The following is a 21,185-nucleotide window of genomic DNA, read 5'->3' as shown; positions in this document are numbered from 1 at the left end:
GGCGTGGAGGGTCCACTTCGCCCCTTGACTCGCGAAAGGCGGCGCGCCCTGGCGGGTCCCCCACCCCGGCGTGACGGGTCTTCACGCACCGTCAGGCGCCCAGGACGCATGGTGGAGGACGCGTCTCGCGACAAAAACCGAGGGTGGCCCCGGACAGGATTCCGGGACCACCCTCGGGGTTCAGCTCCAGCTCAGGTCAGCTCAGGGGCTCTCGCGCTCCACCTCGACCTTGCCGACGCGCAGGATGGTGAACTCCACGCGGCGGTTGTTCTCGCGGCCCTTCGCCGTCTTGTTGGTGTCCACCGGCTTCGCCTCGCCGAAGCCCTGCGACTCCAGGCGGCCTGCGTCGATGCCCTCCTTCACCAGGAACGCGCGGACGTTGGCGGCGCGGCGGCGCGACAGGTCCAGGTTGGCCGCGTCGTTGCCCTGGTCATCCGTGTGGCCCTCCACCCGCAGCAGCTCCACCTGCGGATTGGCGCGAAGCACCGCGGCCACCTGCTTCAGCAGCGGGAAGCTGCGCGGCAGGATGATGTCCTTGCCCGTGGCGAAGTAGACCTTCTCCAGGATGAGGATGCGCTCGCCATCCACCTGGACCTTCACCTTGCCCTTGTCGGGGCAGCCGTCCTCGTCCTGGACGCCGTTGATGGTCTCCGGCTCCAGCGGGCACTTGTCCGCCACGTCCGGGATGCCGTCCCTGTCGTTGTCCGGGTCCGGGCAGCCGTCCTCGTCCTGGAAGCCGTCCTTGTCCTCGGGCTGGTTCGGGCAGCGGTCATCCGGGTCGAAGATGCCGTCGCCATCCGTGTCCACCGGCGGCGCCACGTCGGGGCAGCCGTCCTCGTCCTGGAAGCCGTTCTTCGTCTCCGGCTCGTTCATGCACTGGTCGTCGCCGTCGAGGATGCCGTCCTGGTCGTTGTCCGGGTCCGGGCAGCCGTCCGCGTCCTCGAAGCCGTCCTTGTCCTCGGGCTGCGTGGGGCAGCGGTCGTCCGGGTCGTAGAGGCCGTCGCCGTCCGTGTCCACCGGCGGAGGCGGCGCCGTCGGCTTGGGCGACGGCGGCGGGCTGAAGCTGAAGCCCGCCAGCAACCGGTAGCCGGGCGTGCCGTAGCCGCGGGTCAGGCCCGGGCCACCGCCGAGGTGCGCCGAGAAGCCCTTCGCCGAGCGGTACTTCAGCGCGGCGAGCAGCTCCAGCGGGCTCTCCTCCGTGTCCTGCTCGTCCAGACCGATGGCGCCAATCACCGTCGCCTCGGCGGCGAGCGGGACGCGGCCCAGCGTGAAGGGAATCTCCGTGCCCAGGCCGTAGGTGAAGGCGTTGCCCGCCGTCAGGTTGCGCAGCACCTGCTTCTCGCGCAGGTCCACGCCGACGTTGGCGGCGAAGCGGACCCGCTGCCCGTACTCGGCCACCAGCTTCGGCTGCACCGCCACCCCCGAGCCTCCGAGGAAGTCGTTGCCGCCCGCCGTGGGGAGCACCACCGGCACCGCCAGCGCGAGCCCGAAGTTCTCCCCGTCGATGATTCGCGCCTTCGGAACCAGCCGCAGGTCACCGATGCCGCCGGAGCTCACGCCATCCGCCAGCGAGGCGTCCACCTGCGGCGCCGGGTCCGAGCCCTGGATGGTCACCGGCAGCACCACGCCGATTTCGAAGCGGTCGAACAGACCCACCGCGCCCATCAGGTCGATGCCCACCTGACGGCTCACCACCGCGGTGATGAAGCGGTCCGAGCGCGGGTCCAGGAAGTTGAGCGGCTTGCTGGCGTAGTTGAGCGACAGGCCCAGGTTGAGGCCCAGGTGGCGCTGCACGCGGGCGCTGTGCAGACCGAGGATGTCCTCGGCGCCCGGGCCCGGCTTGTAGCGCTGCACGTCGATGGACTGCGACGCGCCCCGGGGCGGCGTCACCTGCGCGTGGGCAGGCTGGGCCACGAGCGTCCCCGCGAGGACCAGGCCTCCGGCGACACCCGCCGCCACCGCCCGCGACGAGCGGCGGAGGCGACCGAAGAGGGGCAGCGCGAGCAGCAGCAGCGCCAGCGGAGCGAAGGTGCCCGCGCCGCCCGTGCTGCAACCACGGCCCACCACGACGAAGTCGTCGTTGCCATCGAGCGGGTTGGAGCCGCCCTCGACCTCGTCACCGTCGCTCGCCCCACCGCGGTCGGTGTCGGCGTCGTTCGGGTTCGTCTCACCGTTGTCGAGGCCACCGTTGTGGTTGGCGTCCTCCTGGCCATCGCGCAGGCCATCGCCGTCGGTGTCCGGGTTGAGCGGGTCGGTGGCGTTGGAGCCCTTCACCTCCACGCCGTCGCTCAGCTCGTCGTCATCCGAGTCGGCGTCGTTCGGGTCGGTCTCCGCGGCGTCACGGCGGCCGTCGTGGTTCTTGTCCTCCTCGCCATCGCGCAGGCCGTCACCATCCGTGTCCGGGTTCTTCGGGTCGGTGGTGGTGGTGGGGTCCGCGTCCGGCACGAAGTTCGGCGAGTCGAGGTTGGTGCCCGGGCCCGCCGTCTCGCGCGTGACGCCGCGCTCGGTGCCGTCGTTCAGCCCGTCGTTGTCGCTGTCCGGGTCGAGCGCGTCGATGACGCCGTCCCCATCCGTGTCGGTGAGGCCATCCTCGCCGTCGGGCACGCCGTCGTCGTCGGAGTCCGCGTCATGCGGATCCATGCCCAGCTCGATTTCGCGCGCGTCGGGGACGCCGTCCAAATCGGAGTCCAGGTCGTCCGCTGCCACGTTCGGGTCCGTCTCGCCCGGGTCGACACGGCCGTTGTGGTTGGTGTCCTCGTTGCCGTCGAACACGCTGCCGCCGTCGGTGTCCCGGTTGAGCGGGTCCGTCGTCGTCGTCGGGTCCGCGTCCGGGATGAACACGTCCAGGTCCGTGTCCGTGCCCTGCGGCTCGGTGATGCCCAGCTCCGTGCCGTCCTGCAGCCCGTCGCCGTCCGTGTCCGCCTTGTTCGGGTCGGTCTCGCCCGGGTCGACGATGCCGTCGTGGTTCTTGTCCTCGTTGCCGTCGAGCACGCCGTCGTCATCCGAGTCGTCGTCCAGCGGGTCCGTCCCGCCGACGTTGACCTCGATGCCGTCGGAGATGCCGTCGCCGTCCGTGTCCGCGTTGTTCGGGTCCGTGCCGCGAGCCATCTCGTCCGCGTCCGTCAGGCCGTCGCCATCCGAGTCCAGGCCGATGGTCCACGTGAAGCTCGCCGGCGTGGGGTCCACGTCGCCGTCCGCGTCCACCGCGCGCACCTGGAAGGTGTGCTCCCCGTCCGCCAGGCCCGTGAACTGCGCGGGGCTGGTGCAGGGGGTGAAGGCGCCGCCGTCGATGGAGCACTCGAACGTCGCGTTCGGGTCGGCCAACACGGTCTCGAAGCTGAAATCCGCGGTGGCGCTACCGGAGCTCGCGGGCGGGCTCGCGGTGATGCGCGTGTCAGGCACCGTGTCCACCGTGAAGCTGTGGGTGTCCGTGGCGGTGTTGCCGTTGGCGTCCTCCGCCGTGGCCGTCACCGAGTGGGGCCCGTCGGCCAGCGGCGTCGACACGGGCACCGACCAGGTGCCGTCCACACCGACCGTCACCGTGCCCACCGTGGTGCCGTTCACCACGACCGTCACCGTGGCGCCCGGCTCACCCGTGCCCGAGTAGGTCACCGTGCCCGTGGTGAGCACCGCGCCCTCGGCGGGCGTGGTGATGGCCACCGACGTCTCCGCGTCCACCGTGAAGGTGTTGGTGTCCGTCGCGGTGTTGCCCTGCGCGTCCTCCGCCGTGGCCGTCACCGTGTGCGAGCCGTCCGCCAGCGGCGTGGCCACCGGCAGCGACCAGGTGCCGCCCGCGCCCACCGTCGCCGTGCCGACGACGGTGCCGTCGACCGTGACGGTCACCGTGGCGCCGACCTCGCCCGTACCCGAGTACGTGACGACGCCGTTGTCGAGCACCGCGCCCTCCGCGGGCGTGGTGATTTCGACCAGGGTGCTCGTGTCCACCGTGAAGGTGTGCGTGTCCGTGGCGGTGTTGCCGTCCTCGTCCTCGGCCGTGGCCGTCACCGTGTGCGAGCCATCCGCCAGCGTCGCGGCGACCGGCACCGACCAGGTGCCGCCCGCGCTCACCGTCACCGTGCCCACCGTATTGCCGTCCACCACCACCGTCACCGTGGCGCCCGGCTCGCCCGTACCGGAGTACGTGACGACGCCGTTGTCGAGCACCGCGCCCTCCGCGGGCGTGGTGATGGCCACCGTGGTGGCGGTGTTCACCGTGAAGGTGTGCGTGTCCGTCGCGGTGTGGCCGTGCTCATCCTCCGCGGTGACCGACACCGTGTGCGAACCATCCGCCAGCGACGAGTTGCCCGGGACGCTCCAGCTGCCGTCCGGCCCCGCCGTCACCGTGCCGACGACGGTGCCATCCACCGTCACCGTCACCTCGGCGCCCGGCTCGGCCGTGCCCGTGTACGTCACCTCGGCGGTGTTCACCACCGCGCCCTCGGCGGGCGTGGTGATGGCCACGCGGGTGCTCGTGTCCACCGTGAAGGTGTTCGAGTCCGTCGCGGTGTGGCCCTGCGCGTCCTCGGCCGTGGCCGTCACCGTGTGCGAGCCGTCCGCCAGCGAGGAGTTGCCCGGGATGCTCCAGCTGCCGTCCGGACCCGCCGTCACCGTGCCCACCGTGTTGCCGTCCACGCTCACCGTCACCGTGGCGCCCGGCTCGGCCGTGCCGGAGTACGTCACCGTGCCCGTGGTGAGCACCGCGCCCTCGGCGGGCGTCGTCACCGCCACGTTGGTACCCGTGTCCACCGTGAAGGTGTTCGAGTCCGTCGCCGTGTTGCCGCTCGTGTCCGTCGCCGTGACGCTCACCGTGTGCGAGCCGTCATCCAGCGGCGTGGCCACCGGCAGCGACCAGCTGCCATCCGGACCCGCCGTCACCGTGTCGATGACAGTGCCGTCGACCGTGACGGTCACCGTGGCGCCCGGCTCGGCCGTACCCGAGTACGTCACCACGGGGTTGGTCAGCACCGCCCCCTCGGCCGGCGTCGTCACCGCCACCGACGTCGTCGCATCCACCGTGAAGGTATTCGTGTCCGTCGCGGTGTTGCCGTTCGTGTCCTCGGCCGTGGCCGTCACGGAGTGAGCACCATCCGGCAGCGGCGCGGCCACCGGCACCGACCACGTGCCGCCCGCGCCCACCGTCACCGTACCGACAACGGTGCCGTCGACCGTGACGGTCACCGTGGCGCCCGGCTCACCCGTACCCGAGTACGTCACCACCGGATTGGTCAGCACCGCGCCCTCGGCGGGCGTCGTCACCGCGACGGACGTGCCCGTGTCCACCGTGAAGGTGTTCGTATCCGTCGCCGTGTTGCCGCTCGTGTCCGTCGCCGTGGCCGTCACCGTGTGCGGCCCGTCATCCAGCGGCGTGGCCACCGGCACGGACCACGTGCCGCCCGCGCCCACCGTCACCGTGCCCACCGTCGTGCCGTCCACCACCACCGTCACCGTCGCGCCCGGCTCACCCGTACCCGAGTACGTCACCGTCGCGTTCGTCAGCACCGCGCCCTCGGCCGGCGTCGTCACCGCCACCGACGTCGTCGAATCCACCGTGAAGGTGTTCGAGTCCGTCGCCGTGTTGCCGCTCGTGTCCGTCGCCGTGGCCGTCACCGTGTGCGGCCCGTCCGACAGCGGCGTGGCCACCGGCACCGACCACGTGCCGCCCGCGCCCACCGTCACCGTGCCCACCGTCGTGCCATCCACCACCACCGTCACCGTCGCGCCCGGCTCACCCGTACCCGAGTACGTCACCGTCGCGTTCGTCAGCACCGCGCCCTCGGCGGGCGTGGTGACAGCGACCGACGTGCCGGAGTCCACCACGAACGCGTTCGTGTCCGTGGCCGTGTTGCCGCTGACGTCCTGCGCCGTGGCCGTCACCGTGTGCGGCCCGTCCGCCAGAGGCGTGGCCACCGGCACCGACCAGGTGCCGCCCGCGCCCACCGTCACAGTGCCCACCGTGGTGCCGTCCACCACCACCGTCACCGTGGCGCCCGGCTCACCCGTACCCGAGTACGTCACCACCGGGTTCGTCAGCACCGCGCCCTCAGCGGGCGTCGTCACAGCAACGGACGTGCCCGCGTCCACCGTGAAGGTGTTCGTGTCCGTGGCGGTGTGGCCCTGCGCGTCCTCGGCCGTGGCCGTCACCGTGTGCGGACCGTCGGCCAGCGGCGCCGCCACCGGCACCGACCACGTGCCACCGGCGCTCACCGTCACCGTGCCCACCGTGGTGCCGTCCACCACCACCGTCACGGTGGCGCCCGGCTCACCCGTGCCGGAGTAGGTCACCACCGGGTTCGTCAGCACCGCACCCTCGGCCGGCGTCGTGACGGCGACCACCGTCTGCGTGTCCACCGTGAAGCTCGAGGTCGTCGCCGTGCTGGTGCGCGTCGCGTCGCGAGCCACGGCCGACAGGTTGTAGAGACCGTCCGCCAGCGTACCCGGCACCGTGAAGGTCCAGTTGCCGCCGGAGACCGGGATGTTCGTGTACGTGGTGCCGTTGATGGTCAGGTCGACCAGCGTGGCGCCGCCGGACGCCGTGCCGGTGATCTGCGTCGGAGACGCGAGGAGCACCGCGCCGTTGGCCGGCGTGGAGATGACCGGGGGAGGCAGGGCGTTCTGCACGGTGAAGGTGTTCGTGTTGCTCACCGCGCTCGTCGCGCCGTTCAGCACGGACACCGCGTTCACCGTGTGATTGCCCACCGCCAGGTCCACGGTCGGCGTGTACGTGAAGTTGCCCAAGGCATCCGCTGGGACGGTGGCCAGCACCACGCCGTCAACAGAGATGACGACGGACGAGTTGGGCGTCGCCGTGCCGGAGATGGGAGGACGCACGCCCGTGATGGAGCCGTTGGCCGGCGTCACCACCACCGGGGCCGTCGGCGTCACGAAGGCGCCAGGGAGCGTGGTGATGACGCCCACGCCGCCCGCGATGGCGCCGTAGGTCAGACCATCTGGAGCCGTGGCCGTGGGCTGCGTGCCCGGAAGGCCACCCGTCACAGTCGCCGTGCAAGCCACGGTGGCGCCCTGGAACAGGATGCGACCACCACCGCCACCACCACCCGTGCCGTGCTCGGCGAAGGTGGTGCTGCCGCCGTTGCCGCCGTTGGCCGTGACGAGGTTGTTGTTGCAGGTCAGGTTTCCGGTGGTGCGCACGGAGACCGTGCCGCCGGAGCCACCGCCACCCGCGGCGTCGTTGGCGTCGTCCCGGGCGTTCTCGCCCGCCACACCGTTGGCCGAGACGCGGCCCGTGCCCGACAGCGAGGCCGCGCGGATGTACACGATGCCACCCGCCGCGCTACCACCACCGCCGAAGTCGTCGTTGCTGTGACCCGCGCCGCCACCACCGCCGAACAGCAGGGTGCTCACCGGCGAGTAGATCATCTGGGTACCGCCGCGACCACCGACGTCACGGGAGGGAGGCTCGTCACCGCTCCACGTCCGGCCGCCCTTGCCACCCGCGCCCGCGCTGCCACCACCACCGCCGCCCGAGTTGTGGCAGATGCCACCGCCGGCACCGTTGGCGATGTTGCCGTAGCCCGAGGAGCCCGCGACGAACGGGTCGGTGTTGTCGTAGGCCGACAGCACCACGCCCTCGCCCTTCTGCGCGCCACCCGGATACGCCTGGTTGATGCCAGTGCAACCGTCACCCGCGCCGTTCCAGAAGATGCCGCCGCGGAAGCCGCGGCCGTCCGCGTGGATGGCGCCGTTGTTCGTCACCGCGCCAGTGGCCAGGAAGATGAGCACACCACCCGTGGTGCCGTCCCAGGGCCCCGCGACGATCGAGCCGGCGGCATTCACCGTCACCGTCGTGTACTCGGGGACGCGGATGGCCTGGGTGCCCGTGTTCGCGGCGAAGGCCACCGTCAACGGGGCCGAGAAGGTCAGCCGCGTCGCTGTGAGCGCGGAGATGCGCGCGAACTCCCACCGTCCCACCGGGGCGTTCGCCGCCACCGACATGTCGATGGGCGTCTGGCTGCCCGAGGTTGGCGCCGTGAGGCCCGCTGCCTGGTACACCATCACCAGGTTGCCCACCGCGAAGCCGGTGGAGGACGCGACGTTGACGAAGTTCTGCCCGGCCGGCACCGCCGCCGTCACCCGGGTATAGGTGTTGATGACGGTGTTGGGGACGTTGACCGTCAGCGCCGTCGTTCCGTTACCGAGGTGGAAGCGGTCGGGCTCCGCGTGAGCCGCGGGCGCCGCCAGCGCGGCACACAGGAGCGCCAGCAGACCGACGACGGGCAAGCCAGCGCGTCCACGACGTGCCGCGACCTGCGAAGTGGGAGTTTTGGATGTGGGAGTCATAGGACCGGGGCCGCGGGGTGTAGGGACTGGCCCGTGCGGCAGTGAACGCCCATAGCAATCCAGGAGCCACACTCCGTCCACTTCCGGTCCACGCCCTGTTTCAGGGGGGTTCACTCGGACGCCCCCCTCCCTCCAGGCCCGCGGATCCGAATCACGGATCCGGATTCTGGAAACCGGATGACCCACCCCTCACGTCTCCCTCGGGCTGACCTGCCAGGACCCTGCGGGGCAGCCGCCCTGACACGTCAACGAAGGGGGCACCGCTGACGCATGCCGCCAGAAAAGCGACGAGGGGCCCTCCTTCCGGAAGAGCCCCTCGCGTTACGACAGGACGCGCGCTGCGTCCCAGGCGCTAGAAGATTTCCTCGAGCCACTCGCGCATGCGGCCCTTCACCTTCTTGTACACGTTCTCCTCGCGGATGCGGAACATGCGCCGGTCCAGGTGCTTGGCACCGTAGACGACCAGGCCCACGCCCGTGGCGTACATGGGGCTCTTCACCACGTCCACCAACCCGCCGATGCCGCGCGGCATGCCGCGACGCACGGGCAGCCCAAGCACCTCCTCGGCCAGCTCCGGCATGCCCGCCAGCAGCGTGGAGCCACCCGTAATCACCACGCCCGAAGCGAGCAGGTCCTCGTAGCCGCACTTCTGGATCTCGCGGTGCACGAGCTGGAAGATCTCCTCCACGCGCGGCTCCAGAATCTCGCAGAGGATCTGGCGGCCGAGCACGCGCGGCTGACGGCCCCCGACGCTGGGGACCTCGATGGTGTCGTCCTTGTTGATGAGCGACGCCAGCGCGCAGCCGTACTTCTGCTTGATGCGCTCGGCCTCGTGCGCGGGCGTGCGCAGGCCGATGGCGATGTCGCTGGTGAGGTTGTTGCCGCCCAGCGCAATCACCGCCGTGTGGACGATGGAGCCGCCGGAGAAGATGGCGATGTCGGTGGTGCCGCCGCCGATGTCGACGAGGCACACGCCCAGTTCCTTCTCGTCCTCGCCCAGCACCGCCTCGGCGCTCGCCAGGGGCTGCAGGACGATGTCGGAGACATTCAGGCCCGTGCGGTTGGCGCACTTGACGATGTTCTGCGCGCTGGACACGGCGCCCGTGACGATGTGGACCTTGGCCTCCAGGCGCACGCCCGCCATGCCCAGGGGCTCCTTGATGCCGCCCTGGTCATCGATGATGAACTCCTGGGGCAGCACGTGGATGACTTCCCGGTCCAGGGGGATGGCCACCGCCTTCGCCGCGTCGATGACGCGCGCGATGTCCGCCTCGCGGACCTCCTTGTCCTTCACCGCCACGATGCCCTGGGAATTGAAACCCTTGATGTGGCCACCGGCGATGCCCGTGTAGACGTGGGAAATCTCCGCGCCCGCCATCAGCTCCGCCTCCTCGATGGCGCGGCGGATGGAGGAGACGGTCGCCTCGATGTTGACCACCACGCCCTTGCGCAACCCCTTCGACGGATGCGTCCCGATACCGATGATGTCGATACCGCTGTCGGTCAGCTCACCGACGATGGCGCAAATCTTCGTCGTGCCGATGTCGAGGCCGACAATGATCTCCCCCGACTTCTGCTTCGCCATGACAACCCTCCCAGGCCCCCCACTCTCGTGAAAGGGGCGTCCTCTTACGGCTTCGGGCTCCCGCTCCTCTCGGACGCGGGGCTCGAAATCTTCACCGCCACCCAGCCGGGCCGGGCCCGGTTATCCAGGTGAATGATCTCCGCTGCAAGCCCCCTCGCGCTCAGTTCGCGACGAACACGGGCCAACCGCTGCAGCTTGACCTCGGAATCTCCTTCGCCTAGGCGCACTTCCTGGCCGGACGCGGCCACCAGTGTCACCTCCCGCCCCTCCATCCGCACCTCGGACAGCCGCTCGGGCTTGCCCGGGGACGCGCTCGTGTAGGCCCGCGCCACCTCCAGCGCCGCCTGGAACCGCTGGCGCGCCACCTGCGGGTCCGCCACGTACCCGTCCCTGTCCACCCCCGTCACCAGCGGCAGGTCCAGCCCGTCGCCAGGCGTCACCCGCTTGAAGGGCTCGCCCTCCTCGTCCAGCACGTACAGCTCGCCCAACACCGCCAGCGCCTCCGGGACATGCTCGGACACCTGCACCGAGACCCGGTTCGGGAAGCGCCGCGTCACCTCCACCTTCTTCACCCACGGGTGCTGGCGCATCGCGCGCTCCAGCGCCCCCGTGTCCAACGTCCAGAGGTTCTGACCCTTCGTCAGCGCCGCCAGCCGCAAGAGCTCCACGCGCGAGGCGCGCTCCAGGCCGGTGAAGGACACCGCCGCCAGCTCGAAGCGGGGCGACGACAACGCCCACTTGCGCGTCTCCACCCCGCCCCACACCAACAGGCCCGTCGTCAGCGTCAGGGCCAGCACCTTCACGACGCCCGGGCCCTTCGAACGCACCGCGCTCTTCACCGCCTCATTTCGCTGGGCGGAGTCTTGACGGCGGCGGTTTTTGCTTCGTCCGAAGGCCATGGTGAGGGAACGGTGTCACGCATGCTGCGCGCGGATGGATCTCCACGCCAGTTTTTGGCAACAGCCACGTTGCTGTAGCGCGTGAAACACCCCTGAGGAAACAAGGCTCCCGCCCCAAGCGGGCCCCTGGCGAAGGGCGGCGGACCTTGATCTTCAAGCGGCTGGATTTCAAGGGGACTTTTATCAAGCCCGCGCGCGGAAGCGTCAGCGGGTGAACTCACGGCGAGAACCGGAGCTTTCATCCCCGCCTCGAAACGCTCGCCGCCCTCCCGCGGCCCGACCGGACGGGCTCATGCGGGAGGGCCCCCGTCCTCGTGGACTTCGACACGGTGTCCCAGCACCGGGCAGGCGGGGCGGGCCCACCCGGTGGCGGACCTCACAGCCGGGTGCTGGCCTGGAGCACGGTGACGCGGTCCTCGACGAGTTGGTGCCAGGTCAAGCGATAGGTGCCCGCCTCGAAGTCCAGCGTCGCGCTGTCGTACTGAACGCCGGTAGAGGTCTCGCCCGGAGTGGCCCCCGCGTGGAGCGGGCCGGTGCCCACCGCGTAGGACAGGCTCAACAGGCCCGCGTAGCCCCAGGGCGACGCCGCCACCGCGCCACAGCCCTTGTCGTCACAGACCATGCGGCCCTCGTTGGCGTTGGCGGGGCGGCTGCTCGCCGCGACATGCACCCAGTCGGCGCCGTCCCAGCGGAACCACGCCTTGCCCGTGTGCAGGCGAAGGCCCTGGGGAGACGGGCCCACCAGCGCGTAGCCCCCCTGCTCCGGGATGTGGGTGAAGCGGAAGCTCCAGGTCTCGCCGTTGAAGGCCCGCCAGCCGATCTGGTCGGAGAATCCCTCCACCATCATCAGCGTGTCGCCGTGGACGACGTACCGCGCGTCGTCGATGTGGGCCGAGCTCCCGTAGGTGTTCTGGAAGATGCCGCCCAGGCTCACCCTCGCGAGGAAGTCGATGAACCGGCGCGCGGACACCACGAGCTGACCGCCCACCGCGTCGACATCGAGCCGGTCGAGCTGCCGGTTGTTGATGGTGTCCGCGGGAAGGGTGGTCGCCGCCGCGGACCATGACAGGCCATCCGCGCTGTAGGAGGTGCGCACGTTCGCGATGCCCCACGCGACGAGGAAGCCGCCGCCGCTCTGGTCCATGTCCAGGTGGAGCTGGGTGGCCGTCACGCTCTCGAGCAGGACGGCGGTGCCCAGTTGGTCGTCCTCGTAGCTCACCACGCGCACGTCCAGCTTCCCGCCCGTGGCCGGCTGCTGATAGGCGACGACGCTGCGGCCCTCGTGGCGAGCGACACGCGGCTTGCGCGCGGGACGGGCCACGTGCACGGGCTGCCCCCAGGACGTCCCGTCGTATTCGGCGAGGAAGACGCTCCACTCCCCGGCGTCGAACTGCTCCCAGGCCGCCACGCCCCGCCCGTCTGGCAGGAAGTCGATGGAGCTCACCCCCACCGTGCCCGTGGCGGCGGGCGCCGCGAGCGGCCGGGGCTCGGCCCACTCGCCCGCCCCTTGGTACGCGCGCACGGTGAGCTGTCCGGGCGCCGCGAAGACCACGCCCTGTCCTGAGTCGATGGGAATGAACGAGGCACGGCCCGCCGTGGAGTCGCGCAGCAGGACCGCGGGTCGCCAGCCCTGGAGCGTGAGTGCTGTGCCCCACACCTGATGGTTGGCGGTGGCGCTGCCCGTCTCGGTGAGGACGAGCAGGTCGTCGCCCTGCACGCGCAGGTCACGGACGCGGCTCATCCCCGTCACCACGGTGGCCGTCACCGGCGAGGACCAGGAGCCGCCCGTCTGGGACGTGGCGCGCAGCTGGCTGGTGCTGACGCTGGCGGTCCACAGCGCCACGAAGTTGCCGTGGCTCCGCGCGACGCCCCACAACGTGCTGACCGAGTTCTCCGCGAGCCGGACCTCCGGCTGCCACGTACTCCCCACGCGGTCCGCCGCGTACGGGAAGCCGTTCGCGTGGACGTAGACGGCGGTGATGACCTGTCCGTCCGTGGCGAGCTTCACCGCGTCCGAGTCCGAGGTGGAGATGAGCTCCGGGGCGCTCCACTGCCGCGCGGCCCGGTCGAAGCGCGAGAACTCAGTGCCCCTGTCGCTCACCCACGCGCGGACGAAGGTGTCTCCCACGCGGAGATAGTCGGCGTCCGCGCGGGACGAGAGGGAGCTCTGCACCCACTGGACGCCGTCATAGGTGACGGCGACGCGGGGGTTGGCGCCCGGCGTGGAGGCAATCAGCACGGCGCCGCCGTTGTGGAGGAACGTGGGGTTCGCCCCCAGCGTGCCGGTGGCGAAGACCTCCGCCCACTGGTTGCCGGAGAGGGCGCGGATGCGATTCGACTCGAGCATGAACAGGCGCCCGGCCGCGCTGAACAGGCGCCCGGTGGTGTTGGGCCCGGCGGTCGTGAGCGTCGTCCCATCGAAGGCGACCACGCGCTGGTTGATGCCCGTCGCATCCGGCCAGGAGATGGCGAAGCGGTTGTCCCAGACGGCGACCTGCGGAACCACCGCCGCCGAGGTGCTCACTCCGAGCAGCCGTGATGCACCGTAGCCGCCGCCGGAGTCGAGCGCCGCGCGCACCTGGACGCCCTCGCCGGTGTCCTCGTTCCAGACGGCCAGCGTGCCCAGGGGGCCGGTGGCGAACACCAGGCCGCCGGGCTGCCCGTGCGTGGCGCCGCTGACCTGCGTGCGCGTGTCCACCGTTCGGAGGGTGTACGTGAAGGGCGCGGCGAGCATCTGTCCCTGGGGTGTGCGGACGTCCTTCACCGTGGCCGTGTAGCCGGTGGCCGGCGCGAACGGCGGCACCGGACGGAATACGGCGGTGCGGGTGGAGGCCTCGTAGTTCACCAGGCCCGAATGCCCCGCGACCGAGAAGGTCGTGGTGTTGACGGAGGCCGGGTCCAGCGGACGGTCGAAGCTCACGCGCAGCGCGCCGTCGCGCGAGACGAAGCGCGCGTCCCCGACGGGCAGCGCGCCCGTCACCTGGGGAGGTGCGGGCTGGAGCTCCGTGACGAACCAGAAGGGGTTGGAGCCCATCCACGGGTAGCCGTTACCCGCGAGGTCCTCCACGTCGTCGATGGTCACCCGGTAGCGCGTCTGGTACGCGAGGGGCGAGGTCGGCGTGAAGATGGCCGCCATCCGTCGGTCATCGTAGCGCACGGTGCCGGGCACCTTGCGGACGGGCTTCGCGCCAATCTCGTCCATCTCCTCCAGATAGAAGCGCTCCACGCTCACCGTGGCGGGGCGCAGGGGCTCCGCGAAGATGCCCTCGATGGCGGCGATGCGTACGGGGACACCCGTCGCCCCGTAAGCGGGGAAGGTCGATGCGAGGCTCGGCGCTCCGTTGTCCGCGACGATGCTCAGGGTGAACGAATAGCTGAAGCTGCTCGTGAGCGCGTTGCCCGCCAGGTCCTTCGCCTGGGTGGAGAGCGTGCCGGTGACGACGGCGCCCGGCGCGGGAAGCGGGTTCAGCCGGAAGTAGGCCGTTCGGGAGCTGGGCTCGTACGAGATGGCCCCCGTGAGCGGCGCGGCTGGTGAGTCGTCCAGCTTCTGCTCGAAGCGGAGCGTCTCCGCGTTGAGGGTCCGCGGGTCCATCTGCTCCTCGAAGGTGAGCGAGTACACGGGGTAGCCCACCGCCACGTACCGCTGCTGATGCGTGGGTCGGGTGGAGGACACCGTCGGTGCCCTCGTGTCCGTCTCCGCGCCCACGCTGAAGCGGAAGACATAGGGCCCGGGCAAGCTGTTGCCTGTCGTGGTGCGCAGCGCGGTCGCGACCGTGACCGTCACCAGCGTGTCGGCCGCGAAGGTTCGCGCGGGGACGAAGGCCAGGGAGCGCGTGGCGGCGTCATGGGTGACGGAGCCCGCCACCGCCACACCGTTCTCCGTCACAGCAAGGCTCGCGGGTCCCACGGTGGTGTCGTCGAGCGCATCGACGAAGGCCACATGGATGCGCGTGTTGCGAGGCACCTGCTCCGCGTCCTGCATGGGGAGTGTGTAGCCGATGAAGCCCACGCCATCCGACGTGGGCCCGCCTCCGTCCGTCGGCTCCCCTCCTCCGTCCGAGACATGGGCATCGGGTGAACCTCCGTCAGGACTCCCCGCATCCGAGCCCGAGTCGACGACGTCCACCGGAGGGTCGTCGGACTCGGAGTCCTTGCAGGCGGTGACTCCCAGCCAGAGGGCCAGGATGAGCAGGACACTGCGCTTCCACGGAGCGTTCGCATTCATGAGAGGTGGGGGCGCGGTGAAGAACCGACGGGCCACTCTTGCGGACCCAATCCAGCCCCTGCTCAAGAACGGATGGCGCCGAAAAAGTCGCACATTCCGTTGCATCTGCCATCATGTCTCGCCTACGCGGAGACTGAGAGTCCTGGGAAAGAGGACGCGACGACGCCTCCACTCTCACCACGGCACACAGTGGCGGACGACAGGGGTGGTCGAGGTGGACAGGTCGCGCCGAAGCGAACGTGCCGGCCGAATCGTCCGAAGTCTTCACGCGCGCGGCATGAGGGCCACGCACAGGACAGTGCGTTCCACCAAGACGTCCGGAGTCGCCGCGTGCATGAAGGAGCGCCCACGCGCAGGCCGACTGGCGGGACCACCTCGGCTCAGTGCCCCGCATCTGCGGGGATGCAAGCAGTGCCTCCAGCGCGTCGCCGCGTGAAGGGAGCAATGCCCACGCGCAGCCCAGCTCAAGGGAGCCACCTTGCGTCAGCGCCCCGCATCAGCGAGGCGCTAGCAGCACCGGCATCCCGAGCCGCCCCCACTCAGGGGGCGAGCCGCCCGCTCAAGCCTTGAGGCATGCACCCACGAGCAGCCGCTCGCACAGCGCCGGGAAGTCGATGCCACGTCCCGCCGCAATCTTGGGCAACAGGCTGGTGGCCGTCATGCCCGGCAGCGTGTTGGTCTCCAGCAAGAACACATCGCCACCCTCGGTGACGATGACGTCCGAGCGCGAGCCACCCGCGCAGCCCAGCGCCCGGTGCGCGCCCAGGCACACCTCGTTCACTCGCGCGTACTGCGCCTCGGGGAGCGGCGCGGGGAAGAGGTACTGCGTGCCAGTCCCCGCCTTGTATTTCGCGTCGTAGTCGTAGAACTCGCGCGCGGCACGCACCTCGATGACGCCCAGCGCCTCGTCGTCCAGCACGCCGCCCTGAACCTCACGCCCCTTCACGAACTGCTCGACCATGAGCGTGCCCGCGTACTTCGCGGCGTCCTTCACCGCGGCATCGTACGCATCCCGCGTCTTGCAGATGTGCACGCCCACGCTGCTGCCCTCGCGGCTGGGCTTCACCACCACCGGGAAGGGGAACGGCAGCGAGTCCCCCGCGGCCAACGCGGACGCCTCGTCCTGGAACGCGCGATACGCGGGCGTGGGAATGCCATGCGCCAGGAAGATCTGCTTCGCGTACACCTTGTCCATCGCCATCGCTGACGCGAGCACACCGCTGCCCGTGTACGGGATGAACATGGACTCGAGCAGCCCCTGGAGGCTGCCGTCCTCGCCGTAGCGGCCGTGCACCGCCAGCCACGCCACGTCCACCTTCTCGGCGACGAGCCGCGCGGGCAGGTCCTTGCCCACGTCGATGTCCACCACGTCGTAGCCCAGCGAGCGCAGCGCGCCCGACACGGCCGCGCCCGTGCGCAGGGACACCTCGCGCTCGGACGACAGGCCGCCGAACAACACGCCCACGCGCTTGTGCTTCAGCTCGTCCTTCGTGAAGGCGCCGCGATTGACTGTCATGGCAGGAAGACTCCCACGCGTTTGACTTCGGGTTTCATGTCGACGCCAGTGGCCTCCTTCACGCGCGTCTGCATCAGCGTGATGAGCCCCAGCACGTCCCGAGCGGTCGCCCCGCCCAGGTTGACAATCCAGTTGGCGTGCAGCGTGGAGATCTGCGCCCGCCCGAGCGTGTGCCCCTTCAGGCCCACCAACTCGATGAGCCGCCCGGCATGGTCACCCGGCGGATTGGTGAAGACGCTGCCGAAGTTCGGCTGGCTCAACGGCTGCGTGCGCTTGCGGTACCCCAGGTCCGCGTCCATCGCGACCTTGGACGCCGCCACGTCCCCGCGCGGCAACCGGAAGCGAACCCGCGTCACCACCCCTCCAGCAGGCAGCTCCGAGTGACGGTACGCATGCGGCACCTGCGCCTTCGTCAGCCACCCCACCCCGTCCGGCGTCGCGACCTCGACGGCCTCGATGACACGGAAGGCCTCGCCGTTCTTCGTGCCCGCGTTCATCGCCACCGCGCCGCCCAGCGTCCCGGGGATGCCCGCGAGGAACTCCGCGCCCACCAGCCCCTGCGAGCGCATCACGTTCACCAGCTTCACGATGGCCGCGCCCGCCCCCAACGTGATGAGCCCACCCTCCGGCCCCACGTCGATGAGTTCCGGGAACAAGTCCCCGGGCAGCTTCACCGTGACACCCGGCACGCCGCCATCCCCCACCAGCGTGTTCGCGCCACCACCGAGGATGCTCAAGGGCGCGCCCTCGTCGCGCGCCAGCTTCAACACCTCCACCAGCGCATCGCCAGAGCGCGGCCGCACCAGCACCTCCGCCGCGCCGCCCACCCGGACGCTGATGAGCGGAGCCAGGGGCTCGCCCGCCTTCAGCTCGCAGTCCGGCACCCGCTCCAACCGGAGGGCCAGCGCCGTCTTCACGCCTGCTTCCACCATGACGCGCTAGCCCTTCGTCGGAGCCGCATGGCCGAGCAGGCCGAGCAGGTCCGGACCCACGTGGGTGATGTCACCCGCGCCCAAGGTCAGCACCAGGTCCCCCTCACGCAGCCGGGGCAGCAGCGCAGCCGGCAGGTCCGTGCGCTTGGGGACGAACGTCACGTCGCGGTGGCCGTGCGCGCGAATCGCGTCCGCCAGCGCGTCACCGGTGGCGCCCGGAATCGGCTCCTCACCGGCGGCGTAGACGTTGGTCACGAAGAGCAGGTCCGCGTCGTTGAACGCGGTGGTGAAGTCCTTGAACAAATCGTGCGTGCGCGTGTAGCGGTGCGGCTGGAAGGCCACCACCAGCCGCCGACCGAAGGCGCGCCGGGCGCCCGCGAGCGTGGCCAGCACCTCCGTGGGGTGGTGCCCGTAGTCGTCCACCACGGTGATGCCCTTCGCCTCGCCCTTCACCGTGAAGCGCCGCTGCACGCCGCCGAACTCGGCCAGCGCCGTGCGCACCGTCTCCAGCGGGATGTCCATCTCCTCCGCCACCGCGATGACCGCCAGCGCGTTGAAGGCGTTGTGCGCGCCCACCATGCGCACCCGGAACTCCCCCAGCGCCTCGTCCCGGCGGAACGCCTGGAACGTGGTGGTGAACCCATCCAGGGTGATGCTCTCCAGGCGGTAGTCCGCCATGTGCGAGCTGCCGTAGGTGACGAAGCGCTTCTCGATGCGCGGCAGGAGCGCCTGGACGTTGGGGTTGTCCAGGCACAGCACGTTGAGGCCGTAGAACGGCACCCGGTTGCAGAACTCCACGAAGGCCGACTGGAGCACCTCCAGCGAGCCGTAGTGGTCCATGTGCTCCGGGTCGATGTTGGTGACGATGGAGATGGACGGGTGCAGCTTGAGGAAGCTGCCGTCGGACTCGTCCGCCTCCACCACCATCAGCTCGCTCTTGCCCAGCTTGGCGTTGGAGTCGAGCACGTTCACCTTGCCGCCCACCACCGCCGTCGGGTCCAGGCCCGCGGCGCTCAGCACCGTGGCCACCATGGACGTCGTCGTCGTCTTGCCGTGGCTGCCGGCGACGGCCACCGCGTACTTCAGCCGCATCAACTCCGCGAGCATCTCCGCGCGGGGGATGACGGGAATCTTGCGCTGGCGCGCGGTGACGACCTCGGGGTTGTCCTTGCGCACCGCCGAGGAGATGACCACCACGTCCGCCTGGACCAGGTTCTCGGCCTTGTGGCCCTCGAAGATGGTGGCGCCCATGCGCGTCAGGCGCCGGGTGATGTCGCTCTCCTTCAAGTCGCTGCCGGACACCCGGTAGCCCAGGTTGAGCAGCACCTCGGCGATGCCGCTCATGCCGATGCCGCCGATGCCCACGAAGTGCACCTGCGCGGCGTGCCGCGTCTTGAAGAGACTGGGGGGCTTGTTCCTCGTCACGACTCGCTCCTGGGCGCCTTCTTCGCTTCGGGTGTGGCGCGCTCGCGGCCACTGGGGCCCCAGGTCTGCACCATCAAATCCACGCACACGTCGGCCAGCTCCTTCGCCGCCTCCGGACGGCCCAGCAGCGCCGCCTTCTTCTCCATCCCCTTGAGCCGCTCGGGGTGCTCCTTGAGCGTGCGCAGGGTCTCCGCCAGCTTCGCGCCCGTCAGCTCCGACTCCTGGAACATCAGCGCCGCACCCGCGTCCACCAATGCCCGCGCGTTCACCGTCTGGTGGTCATCCGTCGCATGCGGGAACGGCACCAGGATGCTGGCCTTCTTGCACACCGTCAGCTCCGCCAGCGTGGTGGCGCCCGCGCGACAGATGACCAGGTCCGCCTTCGCGTACGCGCTCGACATGTCGTCGATGAACTCCACCACCTCCGCGTCGAAGCCCTTGTCCTGGTAGCCCTTGCGCACCATCTCCAGGTCGTTCTTGCCCGTCTGGTGCACGAAGCGCAGCTCGCCCTTCAGGTCCCCCAGCGAGTCGAGCGCCTCCAGCATCCGCTGGTTCAAGCCCCGCGCGCCCAGGCTGCCGCCGAAGACGAGCACCGAGAAGTGCTCGTGCGCCACGTGGCTGCGCAGGTAGTTGTCCATCAGCTTGCGGCGGATGGGGTTGCCGATGAGCTGCACCTTCTTCTCGGGGAAGAACTGGCGCGCCTCCTCGAAGGCGATGAACACCACCCGCACCACCTTGCCCAGCACCTTGTTGGTGAGGCCCGGCAGCGCGTTCTGCTCCTGGATGGCGGTGGGGATGCCCATCAGCCACGCGGCCAGCACCACCGGCCCGCTCGCGTAGCCACCCACGCCCACCACCACGTCCGGCTTCTGCCGGGCGAGGATGCGGAAGGACTCGATGAACGCCAGGGGCAGCGCGATGAGCGCCTTGAGCAGGGAGAAGAAGCCCTTGCCCTTGAGGCCCTGCACCTTCACCAGCTCCAGCGGATAGCCCTCGCGCGGCACCACCCGCGCCTCCAGGCCCCGCTCGGTGCCCACGAAGACGACCTCGTTGGCGTGGTGACGCGTCACCACCTCCTCCGCCAGGGCGATGCCCGGGAACAGATGCCCTCCCGTGCCGCCTCCCGCGATGAGCACCTTCACGCCGCCACCTCCCTCAGCTCCGAACCCGACCGGGCGCCCCTCGGCGCCCCCTGCGCGCTGGCGCTCAGCGACAACAACACGCCCGCCGCGCCCATCAGCACCACCAGCGACGAGCCGCCGTACGAGACGAACGGCAGCGTCAGCCCCTTCGTGGGCAGCAGCCCCATGGCCACGCACATGTTCACCGTGGCCTGGAAGGCGATGATGGAGGAGATGCCCAGCCCCAGGTACGTGCCGAACGACTCGCCCGCCGCCAGGCTCGCGCGCACGCCGCGCCACAGGACGATGGCGTAGAGCACCACCAGCACACCCACGCCGATGAGGCCCGTCTCCTCGCCGAGGATGGCGAAGATGAAGTCGGTGTGCGCCTCCGGCAGGAAGAAGAGCTTCTGCCGACCGTCGCCCAGGCCCAGGCCGGACACGCCGCCGGAGCCGATGGACATCAGCGACTCGGCCACCTGGTAGCCCACGTCATGCCGGTGGGCCCACGGGTCCAGGAAGGCCAGGATGCGCTTCATGCGGTACGGGCTGGACGCAATCGCCACGTAGGCCAGGGGCAGCGCGAGCAGGATGGAGCCGACCAGGTAGCTCAGCTTCGCGCCGGCGGCGAACAGCAGCACGAACAGCATGAAGACCAGCAGCACGCTGCTGCCGAAGTCGGGCTGCAGCATGCAAAGCATCACCAGGATGCCGCACAGCGCCAGGTGCGGGAGGAAGCCCACGGAGAACGTCGCCACCTTCTCGCGCTTCTTCGCCAGCGAGTACGACAGGTAGACGACCCACGCGAACTTGGCGACCTCCGCCGGCTGCAGGCTGAAGCCCGGCAGGCGAATCCAGCGGCGCGCGCCACCCGCCGTCGAGCCGATGCCGGGGATGGCCACCAGCACCAGCAGGACGATGGCCGCCAGCAGCAGCGGATACGCCCAGCGCGCCAGCTTGCGCCACCCCACCTTCATCGCCACGGCCATGGCGAAGAGGCCCATGCCCGCCGCCGTCACCTGCCGCTTGAAGAAGTAGAGGCTGTCGCCGAGCTTGTCCTGCGCCAGCACCGCGCTCGCCGAGTACACCATCACCAGCCCCATCGTCACCAGGGCCAGCACCGCGCACAGGAGGATGGGGTCGAACCGCACGGGAGCGTTCGACGGAGGAGAGGTCTTCATGCC

Annotated in this window: 9 protein-coding genes; all 9 read right to left on the bottom strand. The window is 70.3% G+C overall.

Features of this window, described 5'->3' with window-relative positions:
* Positions 1 to 201: 201 nt before the first annotated feature.
* The 9 genes from agmC to ftsW all read right to left on the bottom strand — a co-directional run bounded on the left by agmC (position 202) and on the right by ftsW (position 21,182).
* Positions 202 to 8,238 (bottom strand): adventurous gliding motility protein AgmC, encoded by an 8,037-nt coding sequence (gene agmC, locus OWM54_RS31930; protein ID WP_267699912.1) that lies wholly within the window; start codon positions 8,236 to 8,238, stop codon positions 202 to 204.
* A gap of 412 nt (positions 8,239 to 8,650) precedes the next feature.
* Positions 8,651 to 9,883: a cell division protein FtsA gene (ftsA, locus tag OWM54_RS31925; RefSeq protein ID WP_046715495.1), complete on the bottom strand. Its 1,233-nt coding sequence runs from the start codon at positions 9,881 to 9,883 to the stop codon at positions 8,651 to 8,653.
* 44 nt (positions 9,884 to 9,927) lie between these two features.
* Positions 9,928 to 10,782: a cell division protein FtsQ/DivIB gene (locus tag OWM54_RS31920; RefSeq protein ID WP_141326182.1), complete on the bottom strand. Its 855-nt coding sequence runs from the start codon at positions 10,780 to 10,782 to the stop codon at positions 9,928 to 9,930.
* A 376-nt stretch (positions 10,783 to 11,158) separates the two neighbouring features.
* The gene (locus tag OWM54_RS31915; protein WP_267699911.1) at positions 11,159 to 15,007 is read right to left on the bottom strand and encodes an Ig-like domain-containing protein; all 3,849 of its coding nucleotides are present in this window, start codon (positions 15,005 to 15,007) and stop codon (positions 11,159 to 11,161) included.
* Between the two features lie 559 nt (positions 15,008 to 15,566).
* The gene (locus OWM54_RS31910; protein ID WP_141326183.1) at positions 15,567 to 16,523 is read right to left on the bottom strand and encodes a D-alanine--D-alanine ligase; all 957 of its coding nucleotides are present in this window, start codon (positions 16,521 to 16,523) and stop codon (positions 15,567 to 15,569) included.
* Complete coding sequence (gene murB, locus OWM54_RS31905; protein ID WP_267699910.1) at positions 16,520 to 17,455, bottom strand: UDP-N-acetylmuramate dehydrogenase; 936 nt, start codon at positions 17,453 to 17,455, stop codon at positions 16,520 to 16,522. The genes OWM54_RS31910 and murB overlap by 4 nt, the downstream gene beginning before the upstream one ends.
* A gap of 6 nt (positions 17,456 to 17,461) precedes the next feature.
* Positions 17,462 to 18,880 carry a UDP-N-acetylmuramate--L-alanine ligase gene (gene murC / locus OWM54_RS31900; protein ID WP_223748281.1) on the bottom strand — a complete coding sequence of 473 codons (1,419 nt, stop codon included), beginning with the start codon at positions 18,878 to 18,880 and terminating at the stop codon, positions 17,462 to 17,464.
* Complete coding sequence (gene murG / locus OWM54_RS31895) at positions 18,877 to 20,022, bottom strand: undecaprenyldiphospho-muramoylpentapeptide beta-N-acetylglucosaminyltransferase (protein WP_223748280.1); 1,146 nt, start codon at positions 20,020 to 20,022, stop codon at positions 18,877 to 18,879. Before murG ends, murC begins: the two co-directional genes overlap by 4 nt.
* Positions 20,019 to 21,182 carry a putative lipid II flippase FtsW gene (gene ftsW, locus OWM54_RS31890; protein WP_267699909.1) on the bottom strand — a complete coding sequence of 388 codons (1,164 nt, stop codon included), beginning with the start codon at positions 21,180 to 21,182 and terminating at the stop codon, positions 20,019 to 20,021. The genes murG and ftsW overlap by 4 nt, the downstream gene beginning before the upstream one ends.
* Positions 21,183 to 21,185: the final 3 nt, after the last annotated feature.

This window comes from Myxococcus sp. MISCRS1, assembly GCF_026626605.1.
Taxonomy (GTDB): Bacteria; Myxococcota; Myxococcia; order Myxococcales; family Myxococcaceae; genus Myxococcus; species Myxococcus fulvus.
This window is presented reverse-complemented; position numbering and strand designations above follow the sequence as displayed.